The organism is Acinetobacter guillouiae CIP 63.46, assembly GCF_000368145.1.
Classification (GTDB): domain Bacteria; phylum Pseudomonadota; class Gammaproteobacteria; order Pseudomonadales; family Moraxellaceae; genus Acinetobacter; species Acinetobacter guillouiae.
Genome location: NZ_KB849281.1, coordinates 294,389 through 314,677 on the forward strand (window position 1 = coordinate 294,389; position 20,289 = coordinate 314,677).

Annotated in this window: 15 protein-coding genes; 1 reads left to right on the top strand and 14 read right to left on the bottom strand. The window is 41.2% G+C overall.

The window, feature by feature from the left end; genetic code table 11:
• Positions 1–27: 27 nt before the first annotated feature.
• Both F981_RS01370 and F981_RS01375 read right to left on the bottom strand, forming a co-directional pair.
• A complete protein-coding gene (locus F981_RS01370; protein ID WP_004717509.1) occupies positions 28–1,860 on the bottom strand; it encodes an ABC transporter ATP-binding protein in 1,833 nt (610 codons plus the stop codon).
• Positions 1,857–3,680, bottom strand: a complete 1,824-nt coding sequence (locus F981_RS01375) for an ABC transporter ATP-binding protein (protein ID WP_004717512.1) — start codon at positions 3,678–3,680, stop codon at positions 1,857–1,859. Before F981_RS01375 ends, F981_RS01370 begins: the two co-directional genes overlap by 4 nt.
• Positions 3,681–3,966: 286 nt before the next feature.
• Here F981_RS01375 and F981_RS01380 point away from each other — a divergent pair, with 286 nt between their 5' ends.
• Positions 3,967–5,022, top strand: a complete 1,056-nt coding sequence (locus F981_RS01380) for an ABC transporter substrate-binding protein (protein WP_004717513.1) — start codon at positions 3,967–3,969, stop codon at positions 5,020–5,022.
• A gap of 201 nt (positions 5,023–5,223) precedes the next feature.
• On the opposite strand, the gene F981_RS01385 is transcribed toward F981_RS01380, so the two are convergent.
• From F981_RS01385 to F981_RS01440, 12 genes are all read right to left on the bottom strand, one after another.
• A complete protein-coding gene (locus tag F981_RS01385) occupies positions 5,224–6,492 on the bottom strand; it encodes an acyl-CoA dehydrogenase family protein (RefSeq protein WP_004717516.1) in 1,269 nt (422 codons plus the stop codon).
• A gap of 26 nt (positions 6,493–6,518) precedes the next feature.
• Positions 6,519–8,336, bottom strand: a complete 1,818-nt coding sequence (locus tag F981_RS01390) for a dipeptide ABC transporter ATP-binding protein (RefSeq protein WP_004717519.1) — start codon at positions 8,334–8,336, stop codon at positions 6,519–6,521.
• A 2-nt stretch (positions 8,337–8,338) separates the two neighbouring features.
• Positions 8,339–9,187 (bottom strand): ABC transporter permease, encoded by an 849-nt coding sequence (locus F981_RS01395; RefSeq protein WP_004717521.1) that lies wholly within the window; start codon positions 9,185–9,187, stop codon positions 8,339–8,341.
• The gene (locus tag F981_RS01400) at positions 9,184–10,335 is read right to left on the bottom strand and encodes an ABC transporter permease (RefSeq protein ID WP_004717523.1); all 1,152 of its coding nucleotides are present in this window, start codon (positions 10,333–10,335) and stop codon (positions 9,184–9,186) included. The genes F981_RS01395 and F981_RS01400 overlap by 4 nt, the downstream gene beginning before the upstream one ends.
• Before the next feature lie 2 nt (positions 10,336–10,337).
• Positions 10,338–11,915, bottom strand: a complete 1,578-nt coding sequence (locus tag F981_RS01405; RefSeq protein WP_004717524.1) for an ABC transporter substrate-binding protein — start codon at positions 11,913–11,915, stop codon at positions 10,338–10,340.
• A gap of 12 nt (positions 11,916–11,927) precedes the next feature.
• Positions 11,928–13,121, bottom strand: a complete 1,194-nt coding sequence (locus F981_RS01410; protein ID WP_004717527.1) for an LLM class flavin-dependent oxidoreductase — start codon at positions 13,119–13,121, stop codon at positions 11,928–11,930.
• A gap of 32 nt (positions 13,122–13,153) precedes the next feature.
• Complete coding sequence (locus F981_RS01415; protein ID WP_004717530.1) at positions 13,154–13,864, bottom strand: class II aldolase/adducin family protein; 711 nt, start codon at positions 13,862–13,864, stop codon at positions 13,154–13,156.
• 15 nt (positions 13,865–13,879) lie between these two features.
• Positions 13,880–14,938, bottom strand: coding sequence for an ABC transporter substrate-binding protein (locus F981_RS01420; RefSeq protein ID WP_004717532.1), 1,059 nt, complete (start codon positions 14,936–14,938; stop codon positions 13,880–13,882).
• A 294-nt stretch (positions 14,939–15,232) separates the two neighbouring features.
• Positions 15,233–17,461 (bottom strand): TonB-dependent receptor, encoded by a 2,229-nt coding sequence (locus tag F981_RS01425; protein WP_004717534.1) that lies wholly within the window; start codon positions 17,459–17,461, stop codon positions 15,233–15,235.
• Between the two features lie 142 nt (positions 17,462–17,603).
• On the bottom strand, positions 17,604–18,578 hold the full coding sequence (locus F981_RS01430) for a siderophore ABC transporter substrate-binding protein (protein ID WP_004717537.1): 975 nt from the start codon (positions 18,576–18,578) through the stop codon (positions 17,604–17,606).
• A gap of 6 nt (positions 18,579–18,584) precedes the next feature.
• A complete protein-coding gene (locus F981_RS01435; RefSeq protein ID WP_004717538.1) occupies positions 18,585–19,355 on the bottom strand; it encodes an iron ABC transporter ATP-binding protein in 771 nt (256 codons plus the stop codon).
• Positions 19,352–20,278: an iron chelate uptake ABC transporter family permease subunit gene (locus F981_RS01440; protein WP_035371991.1), complete on the bottom strand. Its 927-nt coding sequence runs from the start codon at positions 20,276–20,278 to the stop codon at positions 19,352–19,354. The genes F981_RS01435 and F981_RS01440 overlap by 4 nt, the downstream gene beginning before the upstream one ends.
• Positions 20,279–20,289: the final 11 nt, after the last annotated feature.

The window sequence follows — 20,289 nt, forward strand, 5'->3', positions numbered from 1 at the left end:
CCACAGATTTTCTAATGGCGCATAAGCTTATACAAGTTGATTGTGTAAATAAGATTGATACAACTGATAGTAAGATTGTTGCTGTTGAATCAGTTGTTCATGAGAACCTTGTTCCACTACAGCCCCATTCTCAATCACCACAATTTTGTCTGCTTCTTGAATGGTACTTAAGCGATGTGCGATCACAATACAGGTTCTATTTTTACATAAGCGTCGAAGGGCATATTGGATTTTCTGTTCCGTATAAATATCAATCGCAGAGGTCGCTTCATCTAAAATTAAAATTTTAGGATCAGCCAAATATGCACGTGCGAGACAAACAAGTTGGCGTTGCCCATGACTTAAATTTTTTCCGAGTGTTCCAACTTCAGTAAAATAACCATGAGGAAGCTGTCCTAGAATATCATCTGCACCAAGTTCTTCAATCGCCTGAATCAGTTGTTGATCTGTAGCTTCGGGTTGAATTAAACGTAAATTGTCTAAAATTGTGCCGCTAAACAAGACATTGTCCTGTAAAACAATACTGACATTTTGTCTTAAACTGTCCAGATGGATATCCTGTATCGGATAACGGTCTAAGAAAATCCCCCCCTGCTGAGGCTCATAAAACCGTGTCAGTAACTGAACGATCGTACTTTTACCATGACCTGTAGGCCCTACGATCGCAACCACCGTTCCAGCGTCGATCTCTAAATCAAAATTTTGTAAAACAGCTTTGGTGGTATAAGCAAAATCTACAGACTGAAAACGAATATGCCCGTTAAGTTGCCCTAATTTCAAAGCATGTGGTGCATCTTGAATGCTAGATTGGGTATCTAAAAGTAGAAATATCCGTTGTGCACACGCTGCACCATTGGCATAACGCTCAAATAAGTCGGTCAATTCCTGTAAAGGTGCCAAGAATAAAAACACATAAAAAATACTTTCGGCAAACTGTCCAATACTGATGACACCTTCACTATAAGCATAACTTCCAATCACAATAAAAACCGCGGTTGCCACTGTCGAAAGCAATCCAGTAAATGGGGCAAACCAGCTGGTCCGCTTACTTCCATAAATAATAGAATCATTAAAATCTTTTAAGAGCTGCTGATAGCGCTGTTGATTGGTTTCACTATAATTCAATTGCTGAATAATTTTGGCGCCATTTACCGTTTCAACCAAATGTGCAGTAAATCGACTGCGTTCTTCGGCAACCCGTCCCCAATGCCGTTGTGATGACTTTTTAAATATTGCAGTCATTGTCAATAAAATCGGCAAAGTTGCAAATGAACACCAGAAAAATGGGGGATAGATATGCCACAAAAGCAAAGATGCTAATCCGCAACGTAAAATCGCAGAAAGTAGTTCAGGTGGTCCTTGTATCAATACTGGTTCTAAAGTATCGACATCACGATCCGCTCGTGAAATAATTCGGCCGGCTTTAGTTCGATCAAAATAACCAATATTTAAAGCTTGAATATGTTGAAATAATGAACGTCTTAGATCATTAATGACGCTTAAAGCCGCTTTTCCAGACAAGTATTTTGATATACCCGCTAATCCAAAACGACACACCCAGCTGAATGCCAGAATAGCAATTGCTATAAAAAGTACTGGCTGATACAACACCAGTTTCCCTGCCACTTGCTGAAATCCAGAATCTAAAATGTACTTGACTGCCCATGGACGTACAAAGATGCTCAGCACTTGTAAGATCTCTACTGAGATCATGGCTAGAATTAAATAACGAATCGGATAAAGCAAAGGAATGAGTTTTTTTAACATTCCGCGATGTAGCGCGGTTTTTGCTAAGTTTTCTTCGATCTGCAGATCAGAGATTTTCGTCAGCGGTCGGAAATTTTTAACCGTGGTATTCATGCTTGAATCTCCTGTTGCGCTTTCTGAAATCCCATCAACTCCCGATAAAATCCGCAATGCTGGAGCAATTCTGTGTGGCTCCCTTGAGCAAGAATTTGTCCCTGATCTAATACGATAATGCGATCTGATAAAGAAATCGTGGTCTGTTTATTTGAATTGATCAGGATGGTTCTTTTGAGCTGATTTTTATTGTCAGCCAAGCCTGATAAACGCTGTAACACCTGTTTTTCTGTAGTGGAATCTAAAGCACTGGTTGAATCATCAAGCGCCAAGATTGGCGAGTTTTTTAAAATTGACCGTGCCAGTGCAATCCGTTGTTTTTGCCCTCCAGATAAGGTGACTCCCTTGTCCCCTATTCGTGTCTCCAGACCAGCATCGAGTCGCTGTAATAGTTCAGATGCTGAAGCCAAATGCAACGCATCTCGCATCTCCTGTTCAGTCGCATCCTGTTTGGCTATTTTTAAGTTATCCGCCAAGGTTCCTGAGAAAAAGAAATTATCTTGCGGAATAATCTGAACCATATGACGTAAGTTAACCAAACTAAGATCTTTAAGATTGAGCCAACCGCGTTGATCTGAACCAATCCAGACCTGCCCTGCGGTTGGATCGATAAAACGATTGAGCAAGTTCATCAGTGTGGTTTTACCCGCTCCAGTTTTCCCTACAATGGTGACGATTTCACCTGCTCGGAATTCAACATTACACTGTTTTAAAATATACTTTTCTGTGTTTCGATCCTGAAAACTGACATTTTCCAGTCGAATATTTAAACCTTCATCCCCATCAGCATCCACTTGTAGTGGCAAAGCATGTGCAGCATCTACAATTGCCGATTTCTCATCTAGCATTTGCCATATTCGAGTTGCCGATGAACGTGCATCTGCAAAAATATGTAAGACCTGTCCAATACTTTCAATACGAAACACCAATAAATTTGCCATAAGTACAGCAGCCACAAATTGCCCAATCTGTAATTGATTTTGTCCAATTAAGTAACCACCAAACCCAATCACCCATAAGTAAGAACAGGCAATAATCATTTGAGGAATCGGTAAGCGTTGTGCACTGGTGCGAATGGTTTGAATGGAATGACGAATAAAGCTATCAACTGCAGCATCAAAACGTTGTAAGAGCTTTTCCTCAAGTTGAAAGGCTTTGACCACTCGAATGCCATTGACGCTTTCAGCCAAAGTATCACTGACTTTTTCATAGGCATAGGCAACTTGATGATCCAGCACCACCAACTGATTGGTCAGTTTAAACAGCACTGCTAGGCCTAGAAAAATAAAAATAAGCGGGACGATCCCCAACCAAGGATGATACCAACACAACAATCCGACTGTTGCGGCGACCACTAGACTGGATTCAAACACTTGTCGCCAAAAATTAATTAAAGCTTCTTTTAATTTATCTGAATCTCGGGTGGTTCTTGATAAAACTTCACCTAATCCGTGTTTCCAGTGCCATGAAACATCTAAATGCTGGACCTGACTAAAGATTCTTTCTCTTAAAATACTTAACAATTGCTGTCCAATCGTCAAGGCACTTAAACCCGCTAAATATTGAATAATGGCACGAAGTAAAGCGATACTCGTCAGTAGAATAAACCAAAACCACGGATTTAACGGATCTGTAAAAGCATGCTGAAATAAACTTTCAGTTTGGCTGTGTTTTAGCGTATCAATCGCATGTCCGATTGAATATTGCTGTAGTGCTAAGCCAAAATTGGCAAGGACAAATAATGTTGCCGTCAATACAAAGCGAAATGGCATAAAACGATATAAGGCCAAACTTCGCAACAGTGGATAATTTTTAAACATAAAAATAAAACAACAACTAAAGATCTATAGCTCACTGCGAGATCTATGCCAAATTTTTCAAAGGCATAAATATTTTAATCCACTGTTTTATATTATTTTTTTAAAAAACATGTTTGATGAGATGTTTGATTTAAAACATCCGCACTTGTTATCTGTTGTTATTGCAACAATATTTGATATATCAACATCATAAAAATAGATATTAAAAATATATTTTAAATATCAACAAGTTAAACAATGGCATCAATATTGCTTTAAAGCATTCAAATCACAACAGGATGTCACAATGACAACACTTCAAACGCAACCATTGAATACACTTTGGTATACACGCTGTCCAGTTCCTACAGGGCTTGGAATCTCGATTCAAAAAGGCTGGCTAAAAGAAAAATTTATTGAGCAACAAATTGAAATTAAATCAATTCGTGAATCGAACTCAAAAGAGGTTCGTAACTCACATTTTAACCATACCCTTGCCAATTCAGTTCGGCATGGTGGCAGTATTCCTGCAATTTGGGCATATGCTTCTGGACAAAAAACTAAAGTCATCGGTTTATCTTGGGCAGATGAAGTTCAATTACTGCTGACTCGATATGATTCCCAAATTAAGACGGTTGAGGATCTAAAAGGTAAACGCTTTGGACTCCCACTGAATCAAGATGCCATCATCGATTTCTCTCGTGCTCAAGCCATTCGCGGTTTAGAAAATGCATTAAAAACAGTAAATCTTAAGGTCAGTGATCTGGAACTGGTGGATTGTCTGCGTGCTGATATATTAGTGGCGCAACAGCAAAATCATACCGAAGAAAATGATGCGAGTTTCTTTAGCAATCGTAATAAACTGAGCGCAAGTGCAGAGATTGTGGCTTTAATCAAAGGGGATGTCGATGCCATCTTTTTAAAAGGCGCACATGCAGCACAAATTGCCCATGATTTTGCCCTGCATACCATTATTGATATTGGTTCACATCCCGACCCTATCCTACGTTCAAATAATGGTACCCCTCGAACACTAACTGTGGATGAAGATTTTCTATCGCAATATCCACAACAAGCTCAATCCATCGTCGATGCGGTTTTACAAGCTGAACAATGGGCGCATGTGCATGCAGATGAAACTCACCGCTATCTGGCTAAAGAATGTAATAGCAGTGAACAATGGGTCCATGCAGCTTATGGCGCAGATGCACATCTCAAGCTGAATACCAATTTTGATGAAACATCGATTATTGCCTTACAAGACCTTAGTGACTTTCTCTATCGCTGGAAGTTTATTCCAGCTCAAATCAATGTTCGTGAATGGCTAGCACAAGACATTGCTATTCATGCACAAGTGGCTTAACAATACGAAAAAATAAAAGGTTGTCGTGATGACAACCTTTTATTTTTCAGCTTCCAAATTTAAGGCATCGCCTATACAAAAGCTTCTGACTATTCTCAACGCACAAAACGCTGCTTCTCACCGAAAAAAATATGCGATTAAGTACTGCCTCAAACAGTTGTGGATGAGGTTTCCGAATAGCATATTTTTGTCGAACTCAAATTATGACTTAAATTTGGTCACATTTTCAGCCTGTTTCTTTAAAAGCACAGAGTTATATTCACCAGGTGGAATATTATTTAAATAATAATTTCCAACATGATATAAACGCCAACGAATCGGATCATGTGTGGTATGTGTACGAGCATTACGCCAGAAACGATCTAAATTCCATTTTGACAAAGTAGAGCTTGCTCCAAGTAAGCCAAAAATTTCACTGGAAATTTTCAAAGATGCATGGTCTGACTGACTCCGTGTGGCAGCCACAGATAAAATCAATTCAGTTTGTAAGGCTTCATCTTCCAGATTGGTTAAATGTTGCTCAAAAATCGCTGCTGAGCGATCTAAAAGTGCTTCTGCTGAACGGACCAAAACTGCAAACTCACCAATTTGCTTAATGATATGCGGTTCCTGTGTCGGGGAGTCGACGCCACTTTCCACCCAAGGACGAGCATTCTGTTGCAAATAATCAATTCCCCCTTCAAGTGCACCTTTGGCAATACCTGTATCCATAGCTGCATGCAAAATCTGAGGCCAAGTTAAACCTGTGCGTAGCACTGTCCCTAAACCACCAGTATTGCGCTTGGCAACATAGCGTTCATCGACAACAACATCTTTAAAATTGACTGTGCCACTGACACTATTGTTTTGCCCCATTGCATCCCAATCATCGAGCAGTTCTACCCCATGCGTATCACGATGAATCAAGATCGAAACAGGTCCATCATCACTGCCTGCAAATAAAGAGATCCACTCGGCCAATAAAGAGCCTGTGGAATAAAATTTACTGCCATTTAAGATTAACTGCCCTTGTGAATTTCTTTCTACACGAGTCTTATGCTGAAATTTATCTTTTCCGCCCACTTCTGCGAGTGCATTGCCTAAACGTTTACCACTCAATACATCACGCAATAATTGATCGCGAATATCATCCTCATAACCCGTTAAAATTCCTCGAAACATGGTGAAATGAATTTGTAGAAGTTGCCCCACACCACCATCTGCAGATGAAATGATCTTTACCACATTGACCAATGTGGTAATACTCGCACCTAAACCACCAAATTGTTGAGGAACAATAATCGCTGTCAGACCTGCTTCTGAAATTAAGCGGGCCTGTTCATAAGGAACACTTTTGTTATATTGAGGATCTTGAGCAAATTCAGTCAGTTGTTTTGCTACTGCCTCGGCAATATCCAATGCTTCTTGTTCACTTTGAATATGTCTTATACTGCCCAATTCTAAAAAATTGTGTTGCTGAATATCGTTCATTTTAACTCCGGAAAATCTCTTGTTTTTTATGCACAGATACGCTGTGCTGTAGTCTTAAATAAGCTGGGTGCATGTGTGAGCAAAGTTTTGGTATACGCATGTTGCGGATGACTCAGTACTTGATCGGTTTCACCGTATTCCACCAGATGGCCATTTTTTAAAACGGCAACTCGATCAGCAATTGCTCGAACTACCCCAAGGTTATGGGTCACAAAAAGTAAAGTTACGCCTTGCTTTTGCAGTTGTTGCAACAGTTTTAAAATAGATGCTTGTACTGACACATCTAAAGCAGAAGTAATTTCGTCGCAAATCAAAACATCAGGCTGACATAACAGCGCTCGTGCAATCGCTACACGTTGCCGTTCTCCGCCAGATAAATCTCTTGGGTAGAGTTCTTGAACCTGTGGAGGAAGCGATACTTGTTGAAGTACCTGAACGACCTTTTGTTGAGTTTCTTGCTGAGATGTAGCAAAAAAGTGCTGAACCACTTTAGTAAGTGTCTGTCCTATGGTATGTGCTGGATTCAAGGCTTTATATGGATTTTGAAAGATATACTGCAGTTTATGTCGTTGTGTTAACTGACGTTTTTGTCCCTGCAAGGACAATACTTCATCTGCTAAAATCACCTGACCTTCTGCATTTTCATTCAGTCCTGCAATCACTCTAGATAGTGTGGTTTTACCTGAACCAGACTCCCCGACTAAGGCCAAACATTCTCCACGCTGTATTTGAAAAGAAACATCGAAAAGTGCTTGTTGCTGGCCATACCAAGCATTGATATGTTCTACTTTAAGCAGTGCCTGTTGATCTGTTTTTAATTCAATCAGATGCGGATCAAGCTCTTGAAAATTGATCACACCCACTTCATCCCAATGATGACAAGCAACAAAATGTGGATCAACTCCTTGAGATAACAGGGTTAATTTCGGTTGCTGTTGATGACATAATTCGCTAGCGAAAGTACATCTGGCGGCAAAGGCACATCCTGTTGGACGGTCATTCGGTGAGGGTGCATGTCCTTCGATGGGGGATAAATATTTACGAATCGACACATCGGGAATGGCATTGAGTAAACCTTGAGTATAAGGATGTTTTGGCGTTTCAAATAACTGGCTTAATGCAGCATCTTCTGCAATCTGGCCTGAATACAGGACGATTACGCGATCTGCAATATCTTTCACCACAGTCAAATCATGTGATACATAAATTGCTGCAACATTATATTCGCGACATAATTTACGAATAATATTTAGCACTAAAGTTTGGGTTGTAACATCCAATGCTGTTGTCGGTTCATCCAAGACAATTAAGCGAGGCTGTAACAAAAATGCCAATGCTAATAAAATCCGTTGTTGTTGCCCGCCGGAAAGCTGATGAGGATAGCGTTTTAAAAACACATCATCCTGAGGCAATCCCACTTCATCTAAAATTTTAGCAACTCTATGATTTCTTTCACTACTGGATAAGCGTGATTGATGGACTTCTAATAACTCAAGTAGATGCTGTCCAATTGTTAATGCTGGATTTAGTGCCGTTCCCGGATCTTGGGCAACGTGACTGATTTTATAACCTCGAATTTGACGCAAGGCGTGGTCGTCAAGACTGAGGATATCTTGTCCATCCAGCGCAATTGTGCCTTGAATAATTTTGGCACCATGTCGTGCATAGCCCAATAACGCACTCGACAATGTGGTTTTACCTGAACCACTTTCTCCCACCAATCCAAGGACTTCGCCCTCGTTTAAATGAAAAGAAATATTCGAAACCACATGATTGCCTGTGTTGACCAACGCCACCGTTAAGTCTTTTACCTGTAGTACCGTATTCTTTAAAATCTCTGTCATGGTTACTTTTCCTCAATCCGCGCTGCGGCACGCCCTACACCTTCAGCCAACACATTGGTTCCCAGCGCAAACAAAGCAATTAAAATCACCGGTGCAAATACTGCCCACGGTTGAACCAATAACCCAGCACGATTTTCATTAATCATCAGCCCCCAATCGGCTGCAGGAGGTGCGATACCATAACCAAGAAAAGCCAGACCAGATAACATGCCAACAGCCCACGTCAACATCACCCCAAGATGAATTAATAAGGGTGTCAGCATATTGGGTAGGATTTCACGGAATAAAATATAGCTTTTCGAATAACCTAAAATTTTGGCGGCCTCTACATACTCTTGCTCAACCAAATTTAGCGCAACACTTCGTGCAAGACGTACTACCCCAGGAATAAAAGCAATCGAAACAGTGAGCACAATCAGCCATGGCTCACGCCCTAACATCGAAACGATTAATAGCACTAAAATCAGATCAGGAAATGCCATAAAAACATCGGTAAGCCAAGTCACAAACTGGTCAACTTTATCTCGTGCAAAAGCAGCCAATATGCCTAAACTGGAACCAATAATTAAAGCCACCAGACTGGCAGCGAGGGTCATCCAAATAATTGAAGCACCACCCGCTAATACACGGGACCAAACATCATGCCCAATATAGTCATAGCCAAGAAAAGCCTGTGCTTCAGGCGCACCATAGGTCATACCCACTAATGCAGTTGGTTCAAAAGGAACCAGCACTGGGCCAATAAGCGCAAATATCAAAACTAAGCTTGTCACCACAAAACCAAAACGGACTTGTCGCTCAGAAATCAAGGCTTTAAAAAACTTACGTTGATACCAATGAAGTGTACTCATTTCCCCTCTCCTGAATTGATATTCTTCAAGGCATTACGGCGATCGACAGGCTTTACCGTAATCGGTCGGCCAGACTTCCATAAACGCAATGCCTGACGTAAACCAGGTGAACGGGCTTTATGTTTTTTTGCAGTGCGTATTTTCGGTGTGAGTAAAGTGGTCATTAAGTCTGCAATTAAATTGACCACCACCACACAGATGGTCAGCAATAAAACAATCGCTTGAATGGTAGGAATATCCCGCATTTCAATTGCTGCATTCAATGCATTGCCAATTCCGGGATAACTAAATACAACCTCGATAATTAAAGCCCCACTGAGTAAAACCCGTATGGTCAATGCCGTGCCTTGTACCACGGGCACTAAAGCATTAGGCAAAACATGCTTCCAGATAATGCGACGCTCTGGAATACCGCGTAATCGTGCTGAAGTGACATAATCAGACTCTAAGGCATCGATCATTGAGCCTCGCACAAGACGCATGAGATAAGGAATAAGCGATAAAGCTAACGTTAAAATGGGTAAAATTAAAAACTCTAACTGGCTAAACGGAGACTGCCCAGGAATCAGCAATGATGCAGCGGGTAATACATGCAAGATCGAAGTTGAAAACAACATCATTAGCCAAATAGCAATGACAAATCCGGGCACTGCCTTAAAAACAATCGAGCTAGATACAATGATTCGGTCTAGTTTGCTATCACGACGTAGCGATAACCAAACCCCAAGTAAAACTGAAATCGGTACAGTGATTGCCACCACCAAGCTACTCAAAGCAAGCGTATTACCAAAATAGTTTTGAATAATCTGTAACACAGGTACATTAGAATCAATTGAGCGTCCAAAATTACCTTGTAATAATTGAGTCAGCCAATTCCAGTATTGCACCAATATCGGTTGAGTCAGCCCCAATTGTTCACGCAGTATTTGAACCGTAGCTTCTGGTGCTTCTGGCCCTAAAATGACCCGCGCAGGGTCAGATGGAAGCGCTTGAGTCGCGATAAATACAATTAAACTAATCACAAAAATCACCAAAATTCCTGACACGATACGGATCAAAAACCAAGGTAACCATGCAGGAAATTCAAACGACTTGGCGATAGCTGGATGTTGAATCGAGCTTTCAATTTTGCTGGCTTGAGTCGTCATCATCACTCCCCTTTACGCCAAAACTCATCAGTTCGCCATGCTGCAAAACCAGTTCGATCAGGTGTTACACCACCAATCTGATGAGAATGTGCATCTAAAACATTGTTAAAACCCCAAATCAGTAAGCCACCTTGTTCATGCTGAATTTGCTGTGCCTCATGCACCAGAACTTTGCGTTTTTCCAGATCAGGCTGTTGCAATGCGTGATGCACCAGCTCAGTAAAACGGGCTTGATTAAAACGGGTTTTGTTATTGGCTGCACCGGGTCCATCAATCTGCAATACCGTCAATAAAAATGGACGAGAAACATTTGAACCTGTACTCAATGCCCAATCTTGTTTGACTGCATCTGCAAATGTTGCAGCTTCAACTTGTTTAACGTTTACGATCACGCCAGCTTGCGCTGCATGTTGCGCAAACACCAAGGCGGCATTGCTATCTGGTCCTGTATATAAATCAACTTTTAAGTTTTGATCAAAACCAGCGGCTTTTAATAGTGTTTTAGCTTTGGCTAAATCTTGCTTACGCTGTGGAATTTCATGGTTATAAACAGGATCACTAAATGAATACAGATCATTGGCAATTCGCCCTTGTCCCGCCAATGCCCGTTTCACTAAATCATCCCGATTGGCAATCAAACGAAATGCTTGTCTGACACGAGGATCATTAAACGGTGCTTTAGTGGTATTCATGTCAAAGGATTGCCAAGCATCTGTTTCAGATGAAACAACATTCAGTCGTTTATTGGCTTGAATCAAAGATAAATGCTCGGCACTAATACCCGATGCAATATCAATTTGCCCTGATTGCAAAGCAGCAAGACGCCCGGTTTGGTCTTTAAAATCTATAATTTCAATGGCATCTGCATAAGGCTGATTGTCTTTCCAATAATTTTCAAAACGTACGAAACGGGAACGTTGACCTGGGGTAAAACTTTCCAGCTTAAACGGGCCTGCTCCGACGACATTCTTGATTGGGTCATAATCTGTTGGAACAATACCGCCCCAACTCATCCATGCTTCAGGTAGGGCTACTAAGCCTTTGCCTTGAGCAAATGGAATTTCAACGGTGTAATCATCACGCTTTTTAATCGCATCGCGCTGTAATGAATACAGATAAGCAGCAAAGGGAGACGCCAGTTTAGGATCGGTCAAACGACGTAAAGAGAAAATGACATCATCGGCTGTAATGGTTTTACCATGATGAAACTCAAGCCCTTTCTTTAATCGAATTGTCCATTTAGTGCCATCCTCATTGGGTTCTGCAAATTCAGCAAGCGCCAATTTAGGTTGAATATCTCGCCCCCACTCCCATAATTTGGCATATAACGGCCAACCTCTAAAGGCACTCGACATTCCAATCGGCTTATGGGCATCTAAATTTCCAGCTTGATTACCATTAATCACCCCAATTTTGATCACTCCACCTTTTTGTGGTGTGGTATGCTGGCTTGTATGTGCAGCAGCTTCATTGGATGCTGAGGAATCGGAACGAGAACACCCGATTAGGCTTGCTGCTGCAATCGTACCTAGACCTAAACCAGTATTTTTAATTAATGCTCTGCGCGTAATTTTACTCATAGGATTCTCCTTTTAAACCACAGTTTCTTGATTCAACAGAGAATCTACAGAGGAGCGATTTTTTAACTTCGGTAACTCAAAACCATGATCGAGCTCAAGTAAAGGAAACAACAAGTCTGCAACACGGTAAACTTCAGTGATTAAAGGAAAACCCGACAAAATAAATGCAGATGTACCGTAGCTTTCATATTCTTGGATACGTTGAGCAATATTTTCAGCGCTCCCGACCAATGCGGTCCCCGCAGCGGGATTTAAGATATCAAAGCCAAACAGTGATGGCCCTGTCCAAATATTTGGATAAATTTCAAAATCTTTAGCTTGAGGTAATATCCCCTGACGTAAACGTTCTAAATTTTTTTGAACAATCGGGTTATTACTTTGATAGCTTTCGAAAGTTTCATTGGGTGGAAGCTGACGTTTTACTGCTTCAATCGCATAATTCACATCAATTTTATCGAGTAGAGACTGCGCGTATTGCCACGCTTCTTCTTCGGTTTCACGAACAATAATTTGTAAGCGAGTTCCATACTGCAAAGTTCGCCCAACTTTAGCGGCTTCTTTTGCAACCTTACTGAATTTTTCTCCCAGCAGCGGCGGTGTGTTGGCAAAGCTTAAATACACATCCAGCAATTCCACTGAATGTTGTACCCCTTTCGCTGATGTGCCAGCTCCCCACAGCGGTACGCCTTGTTTTTGGGTTGCCCCATGCCATTTTGACATCGGTGAAGCACCCTCTTGACGTGGAGCCACTTGAATAAACTCACCCTGAAAACCAGATTTATCGCCTAAATAATTCTGTTGAAATGTGCTCCAGTATTCTTTACTAAAGTCATAGCGTTCATCATGTGAATAATGAATACCCAAAGCGGCAAGTCCCTGATCATTGCCATTGACCACATTAAACAACAAACGTCCCTGAGAGAATGCATCAAAAGTTTGTGCATATTTGGCTAAAACTGCGGGTTGAACTTCACCTGGATGCTGTGCAACCAAAAACTTCAGGCGTTCAGTAAAAGGAATTAAACTCGCAGCAACCGCCAGTGTTTCATACTCACTTGTACCCATGAGCGAACCGTAAAACCCCAGACGATCTGCGGTAATTGCAATTTGTTGCAAATGTTCATAATCGGTATCCCAGCGTCCCGACTCCAACCAAGGATAGGGACCATCAGGAGAGGTGAGATACCACAAAAGTTTTACAGCCATAATATTCTCTATATTTGTTTTAAATCATGTTTCTAATGGAGTGGAAGTAATCCCAGTGATTTTGCTTTTTCAGTCAATCCGCTCATTTTCCACTGTTGCTGTAACACCCCTTGCCCATATTCACGACTTCCTCCAACCAGTTCTGCTAACAGTTGAATTTGAGCACCTTCTTCAAGCAATAAAATAAATTCAGCAGTTTCCTGTAGACCTTGACGCCCCCAAACTGTGGCACCGCCATTGGCTTCCAAAATAGCCCGATGCTCAATATCAATCTTGAGTTGATCTAAAATGAAATCGACTTCTGCCTGACGGCGATCGATATAAATCGGTAATTCATTAAATAAATGAAAACGCTGAACAGGCACATATCGAATCGGTAGGGTTCGGTGTGTTTGGGCCCAAGCACCTAAATTCGGTGCATGTACATGAGAGATTGTGGTGACATCTGCATGTTCACGAAACAGTTTGTTATAACGGCCACCAGCACCTTTTCGTCCCAATAAAACTTCACCATCAAGTTTTTCTACCAGTACTTTGCTTTTTTTATCTCGTGACCAAGGACCTGCATAGTTAAAGGTCACCAAGGTATTCTCAGGGGCGCGTTCAACAAAATTGACCGTGCCATTGGCAGTGATTGTGCCCGTCTCACGGAACACCTCAAATGCAAATTCAGCTTTTTCACGGTTGCGTTCAATAAAATCATTGAGCTCAGGCGAAAGTGGCGATTGAATCAGTGTAGTCATGATAAATATCCTGTTTTAACGTTGTTTATTTTGGCGACGCTTTAAAACTTCGAGTAATGGGCGATGATCGACCCATGTATCAAGATCTACGTCTTTTTCAAGGAAGCCATGTAACCAAAGAAAATCTTTTTGTTGTTTTAAAAGCTCAAGGCGTTCTTCACTTAATGAAGGATGTAAAGATTTATGGAAATTATTACGATACGCTGTAGCCACACTTTCAGCACCCGCAATGGTTTCATCTTGTAGAATAACCAGCACTTCATCTAAATGATCTTCTGCCCAGTCTGCGGTATCAAAAAGCTCTTCCAGAAAATCTACGACGACATCAAAGTGATGTTCCAATAAATCTTCATGTACCGTGATAGGACGAGGTGTCCCGTTGTTCACACGCGAAGTCACATCTGCAAATTGATCTAAATCGATACCGACTTTTAAACCACGTTTGGTGGCTGCCTCAACAGCCGATGCCCCTTTGACATATACGGCATCGACCTCACCTGTAATCAAGGCATCAAGGCCTGACCAATAGGCACTGGCATCACGATCTTGTTTCGATTCAGCTCGCTCAGGAACTTCAATAAAATCAACATCACGAAAACTTAAATTTGCAAGTTGTAAAGCCCCTCGAATACCTTGCAATGACATGGCTCTAAAAATACTGCCTGCACGTTTATCGGCATATTCAGGTAAAGCCACTTTGGCATTTTTTAAGTCTTCAGGTTGACGAATTGCTGAATCAGGTCGAACAATAATCACTTGCCATTCATCAATCCAAGTTAATCCAATCAGACGACTTGGGGCACCTTCTGAACGTGCAGCCAAAGCAGGTACATTGCCACCCTCACGGAATAAAGCCGGAAGCTGATGATCAAAATGATGCACAGACAAGCCTTTACGCGCATCTTGCAATACCGCAACATCAATACCATGTCGCTCAAATTTTTCGACTAAGGTGCCGCGCTTTAATGAGATTCCTGTTGCAGTGGGTACTGGACATCGTGTGACCCAAATTTCAGATAAAGTACTTTTTACAAATTCTTTAGAATTTTCTTTTTTATCGATGACAAGTGACATAGGTATTCCTTAAGATACTTCCAATTTCATATCACTTGTATTGAGCAGCTTTTATGCCAATATTTATTTTTATAATTTTCAATGCCTTATGCAAAATATAATTTTAATAAATGTTTAGATTTCATCACTTGTTTTAGATTTAGTGTTGGTTTATCAACAGCGCTTTAAGCAAGCCTGCCTTGAGACAACACCCCCATCCGCTTTATTTTTGATTAAACAGATTTATATGATTTAAAGCGCCTCATTGAATCAACATACAGCACCATATAAAAATATAGTGCTGTATCGCTTAAATTAAAAATCGATAGAAGCCGACAGCATATAAGTTCGAGGCGCACCTAAGGCTAAACTGGACAATTGTGGCATGCCCCAATACGCCTTATTGGTCACGTTATTGATACTCGCAGCTAAGCTCAGTGGAAAACTTGAAACATTGGTTTTATATCTCGCCCCAACATCAAACAGTGTTCGTCCAGAAGCATGTAGTGTATTTTCCTGATTGATATATTGCTTTGAAACTGCTGTGGCATTTCCAGTCAAGGTTAATCCCTGCAACATCGAAATATCCCACTCCATGCCTAATTTCGCCTGTTGCTTTGCAACCCCAGTCGCAGTATTGCCTTGATTTTTACCACCTGCAGTTTTGGTTAATTCAGGATCAATATAGGCAACACCACCGATTACACGAAGATTCGCAATAGGTGCTCCAAAGAAGCTCCATTCAACTCCTCTATTGCGCTGCTCGCCATCAGCAGTAAAAATATTGCTGACGGGATCGGTATAGCTACTTGGTTTTTCAATTTCAAACAGACTCAAAGTGTTTGAGAATTTCCCTAAATCCATTTTAATCCCAAGCTCTTTTTGCTTTGTTTTAAAAGGCGCAAAAACTTCACCCGCATTTGCCGCAGTATACGGTGCGGTTGAGCCTTGGCTTAAGCCTTCTATATAGTTTGCATATAAGGAAATATGCGCTGTGGCTTTAAACAATATCGCAGCCCCAGGTGTGGTGGCACTTTCATCATAACGTGATGTTCGACTGCCTGTAACAATATTAAAAGCTTCACTCAGCACATTCTGTTGTCGTACACCCAAGGTCAATTGGACTTGATCTTGAGCAAAAGATAAGGTGTCCGCAATCCCATAACTGTTTAAACGAGATGCTGTTTTAGAAATATGTGGCGCATTAAAGCGAACTGGATTTCCCCAAACTGGATGATAAAGATTGGTGATCCATTCAGCCCCAGCCACGTTTCTTACCCCATAGTCATTTTGATCATGTTGGTAATACGTTGCATTGACAACCCATTGGTGACCAATAGATCCTGTATCAAATTTTCCTTTTATGCCCAGATCAGCTGATTTCTTTTCAAGATCAAAAGCCAACTGACCAATCTTGGTTTCGAGCCTGCCTTGACTGTCGAGCACGGTCGCTGACATGGCACCATTATATTTATAATCGGTTTTACTTTGTCCATAAGCGGCATATGCCATAACTCGATCACTCAAGTCATATTCGCCACGAAGCATAGCGCCCTTATCTTTGGTTTCAACAAAAGACCAGTCTGGATTTAATAGTGTGTCTGGTTTTGGTGGTTTAGGAATCGCAACCCCTGAGAGTAAATTAATCCCACGGTTGACACCATCTACTCGATCCTCAGCTGTATAGAGATCTGCTGAAATACGTGCACGTTCACCACGCCAATCCAGACCTAAAGAAACTAAGGCTGTTTTTTTATCTTGGTCTTTAATTGCCCCTGTTCCATCACGATATACTGTATTTAAACGTACACCAAAATCTTTATTTTGACCGAAACGTCTGCCGATATCGAGATGACCACCAAACTGTGAATCAGACATATAGGTCGCGCTAAAACGCTTCAGTGGATCATCGCCTGCACGCTTGCTGACTAAATTGACCATGCCCCCCACCGATCCTGCTGGCGGCATACCATTGAGTAATGCTGTAGGTCCTTTGAGTACCTCAATTCGTTCAAACATTTCAGGAGAGGTTCGATAAAAAGGTGTGATGCCAAACATACCATTCATTGACATATCACTTGTACTCGAAGCAAAGCCACGAATATAGTAGTTTTCACTCCATCCGCCACTGGCACCATTGGTAAATACCGATGGGTCGGTTTTAGCAATGACATCGGTAATATCTTTTGCCTGTTGATTTTCAATATATTGGTCTGTATAGCCAATGCTATTAAATGGCGTTTCTAAGAAGCCTTTTTCACCTAAAAAACCTAACTTATTCTGCGAAGAAATCTGCCCCGCTAAAACACTGTTTTTTTCATTCACAGCTTGTACATGGATGGTGGGTAAATTTTGTAATTCCTCGCGCTCTGATGATGGCAGATCAGGTGTTTGCGCATGAATTGTTGAGATCGGAATCACCAAAGTTAATCCGAAACCCAACAACATTTGAGCAGAAATCAAGTTTTTCAGTTTAAATTGCGGGCTTAAATCTCGGCACTGTGGTTTCAAAGCGTGCTGAAAAAGTAGTCGACCATATTTCATATACAAATTTCCTTTCATTTTTTAAGCACAAGTTTCCCTATCACACTTTTTTATTGAAAAGTATGCTGTAGTCACTTGTTCACGGTATGGGTGTTTTGGCTAGAGCTTATCTGGCTATAAATTTATCGTGTAAAGACCTAATTCATAGCTGATACCCCTTGATGACATCATCAATTAAAATATGCATGGAGGTTGGGCTTGCCGCAGTGATGTACCAAGCATCTGCATCAACAAAAACCACTTTGCCATTTTTCCATGCTTTGGTTTGGCGTAATAAAGGATTACTCATCCGCTCAGCATCAATCGTCGGACGATGTTCCATGACGGCTGTACGATCGACGATATACAAAATATCGGGATCAGCCTGTTTGATAAATTCACTAGAAATCGGTTGACCATGCAAACTTGTATCTACCACTGTACTGGCTGGTTTTACCCCGAATGCATTAAATACAAAGCCATAACGTGACTGAACCCCAAAGTTGCTAAAGGCACCATTGTTATGTAAGACCACCAAAGCTTTTTCAGGACGATTTGCAGTTATTTTTCGTACTTCTGCTACTTTGGCATCCAATGCATCTACTTTTTGCGTCGCCAATTGCTGTTGATTAAAGATCTGGCCTAAAGTGATCAAATGCGCTTTAATCGCCTCAATGTGATGCTGCTGACTGTTATTGAAATTGATGTCATAGTGCACAGTCGGTGCAATTTTACTCAACGCTTGATACTGATTTGCTTGCAGTGGCGTCATTAAGATGATGTCTGGTTTGAGTGTGTAAATCCGTTCCATATTGGGCTGAACAATCGCACCTAGATCTTGAACCTTTTGATCATCTTTATACTTTTGCAAAAAATGTGGTACATAATCTTTGGGCATACCCGCAATAGGAATACTCAGTTGATCAAGAAAATCAGCTTCATTCATATCCAATACCGCAGCACGTTGTGGATGATAGGCAATGCTGGTGGTTCCTAGTTCATGTTTAACCATGATCGGGGTTGCTAATTTTTGAGCCCCTTGGTTCGCATCAGCAGCAGGTTTTTTGTCACATCCCGATAAGCTGATTGCGGCTATCATGCTCAGTGCCAGATTCCAGCTGTTATTTTTCCATTTCATGTGTATTCAAGCTCCTGTTGAGTTGAAGTAGTTGCACATACAGCCTTGTTCACTGTAGGTAATTTCAAAATCAAGTTCATACAGATCATCTAATTGTTGCGCAGTAATCACCTGTTTGACTGGACCACTAAAACGTAGTTTGCCATTCTTCAATGCAACAATATTGTCAGAATAATTCGCTGCAAAATTGATGTCATGAATCACCAGAATCACGGTACGCCCCTGTTCATCACATAAACGACGTAATGCATGCATGATCTGAACAGCATGTTTCATATCAAGGTTATTTAAAGGCTCGTCCAATAAAAGCACCTCAGTCTGCTGAGCAATGGTCATCGCCAGAAAAGCCATCTGCCGTTGGCCTCCACTCAATTCATCGATATAGGCTTTACGTAATGCTTCTAAATTTAGAAATTGAATTGCCTCATCAATCACCTGATGATCGTTTGCGGTCAAAGCACCACCGCTATAAGGGAACCGCCCAAAAGACACCAGTTCTTCTACGCTCATACGTAAGTTAAAGCTTGGAGACTGTCGTAAGGTTGCAACATATTTGGCATATTCAGCCGTTCGGATCTGGGTAATATCTTTCTGCTGAAATAAAATTTGACCTTGATCAGGGCTCGATAAATTTGCCAGCATCATCAATAAAGTCGATTTACCCGCCCCATTTGGACCAATGAGTGAAGTCACCTGCTTTTCAGGAAATTCAATATTGACATCTGAAAGCACACTTTTTCCCCCATAGGATTTATGGATATTACGCACCCTAATCATGAAACACCTCTGGCACGAACTGTCAGTACAAGAAAGTACACACCACATACCAAATTGACTAAAATACTGACTGTCGTTTTATAATTAAAAACATGCTCAACTAAAATCTGAGCGATAATAAATATGGCAATCGCCACAACACAGCCGATGGCTAAGGTAAATTTATGTTGATGTGTTCCAGCGAGTGCATAAGCAATATTGGCAATAAACACCCCCATAAATGCGGTAGGGCCAATCAAGCTGGTTGAAATTGCAACCAAGACCGCAATCAAGGCAAGATAAAATTTGACGTATTGATGATGATCAATCCCCAATGAAATTGCCTGTTCACGACCGAGCACCATCACATCCAAAACAGCATATTTTTTTCTCAGTAACCCAAGAACCATAACAACCGTCACCACTGCATAAATTAATGTTTCAGGTTGAGAACGATTAAATGAGGCATAGCTGAGTCCTTGAAATACTGAAAACTCACCGGGGCTTATTTTGAGCTGGATAAACTGAGTGACGGTACTAATCACCATAGTGAGTACTAAGCCAAATAACAGCAGTTGAAAAACATCATTGCGCACTCGGGTCAGCAACCAACGGTGCATTGCCCACGAATAAAACAGCATCAGCAAGATTGAAACAAAGAAATTTCCATTTAAACCCAGCCATGACAATCCAGAAGTGCCAAGAAAAAACAGCAACATGACCTGCCATAACAAATAGACGGCTTCATAGCCCATGATGGATGGGGTTAAAATACGATTGCCGACGATGGTCTGAAAGATAATCGAAGAAAATGCAACACATATTCCGCCAAGCACGATAGTGGCGAGCCGAACCAGTCGTTGCGGAATGACATAAGCAAAATCAAATCCTGCATTTAGAAAGACAAACAATACCGCCAGCATAATTACGCCGAATACCAGCATCGATAGCTTCA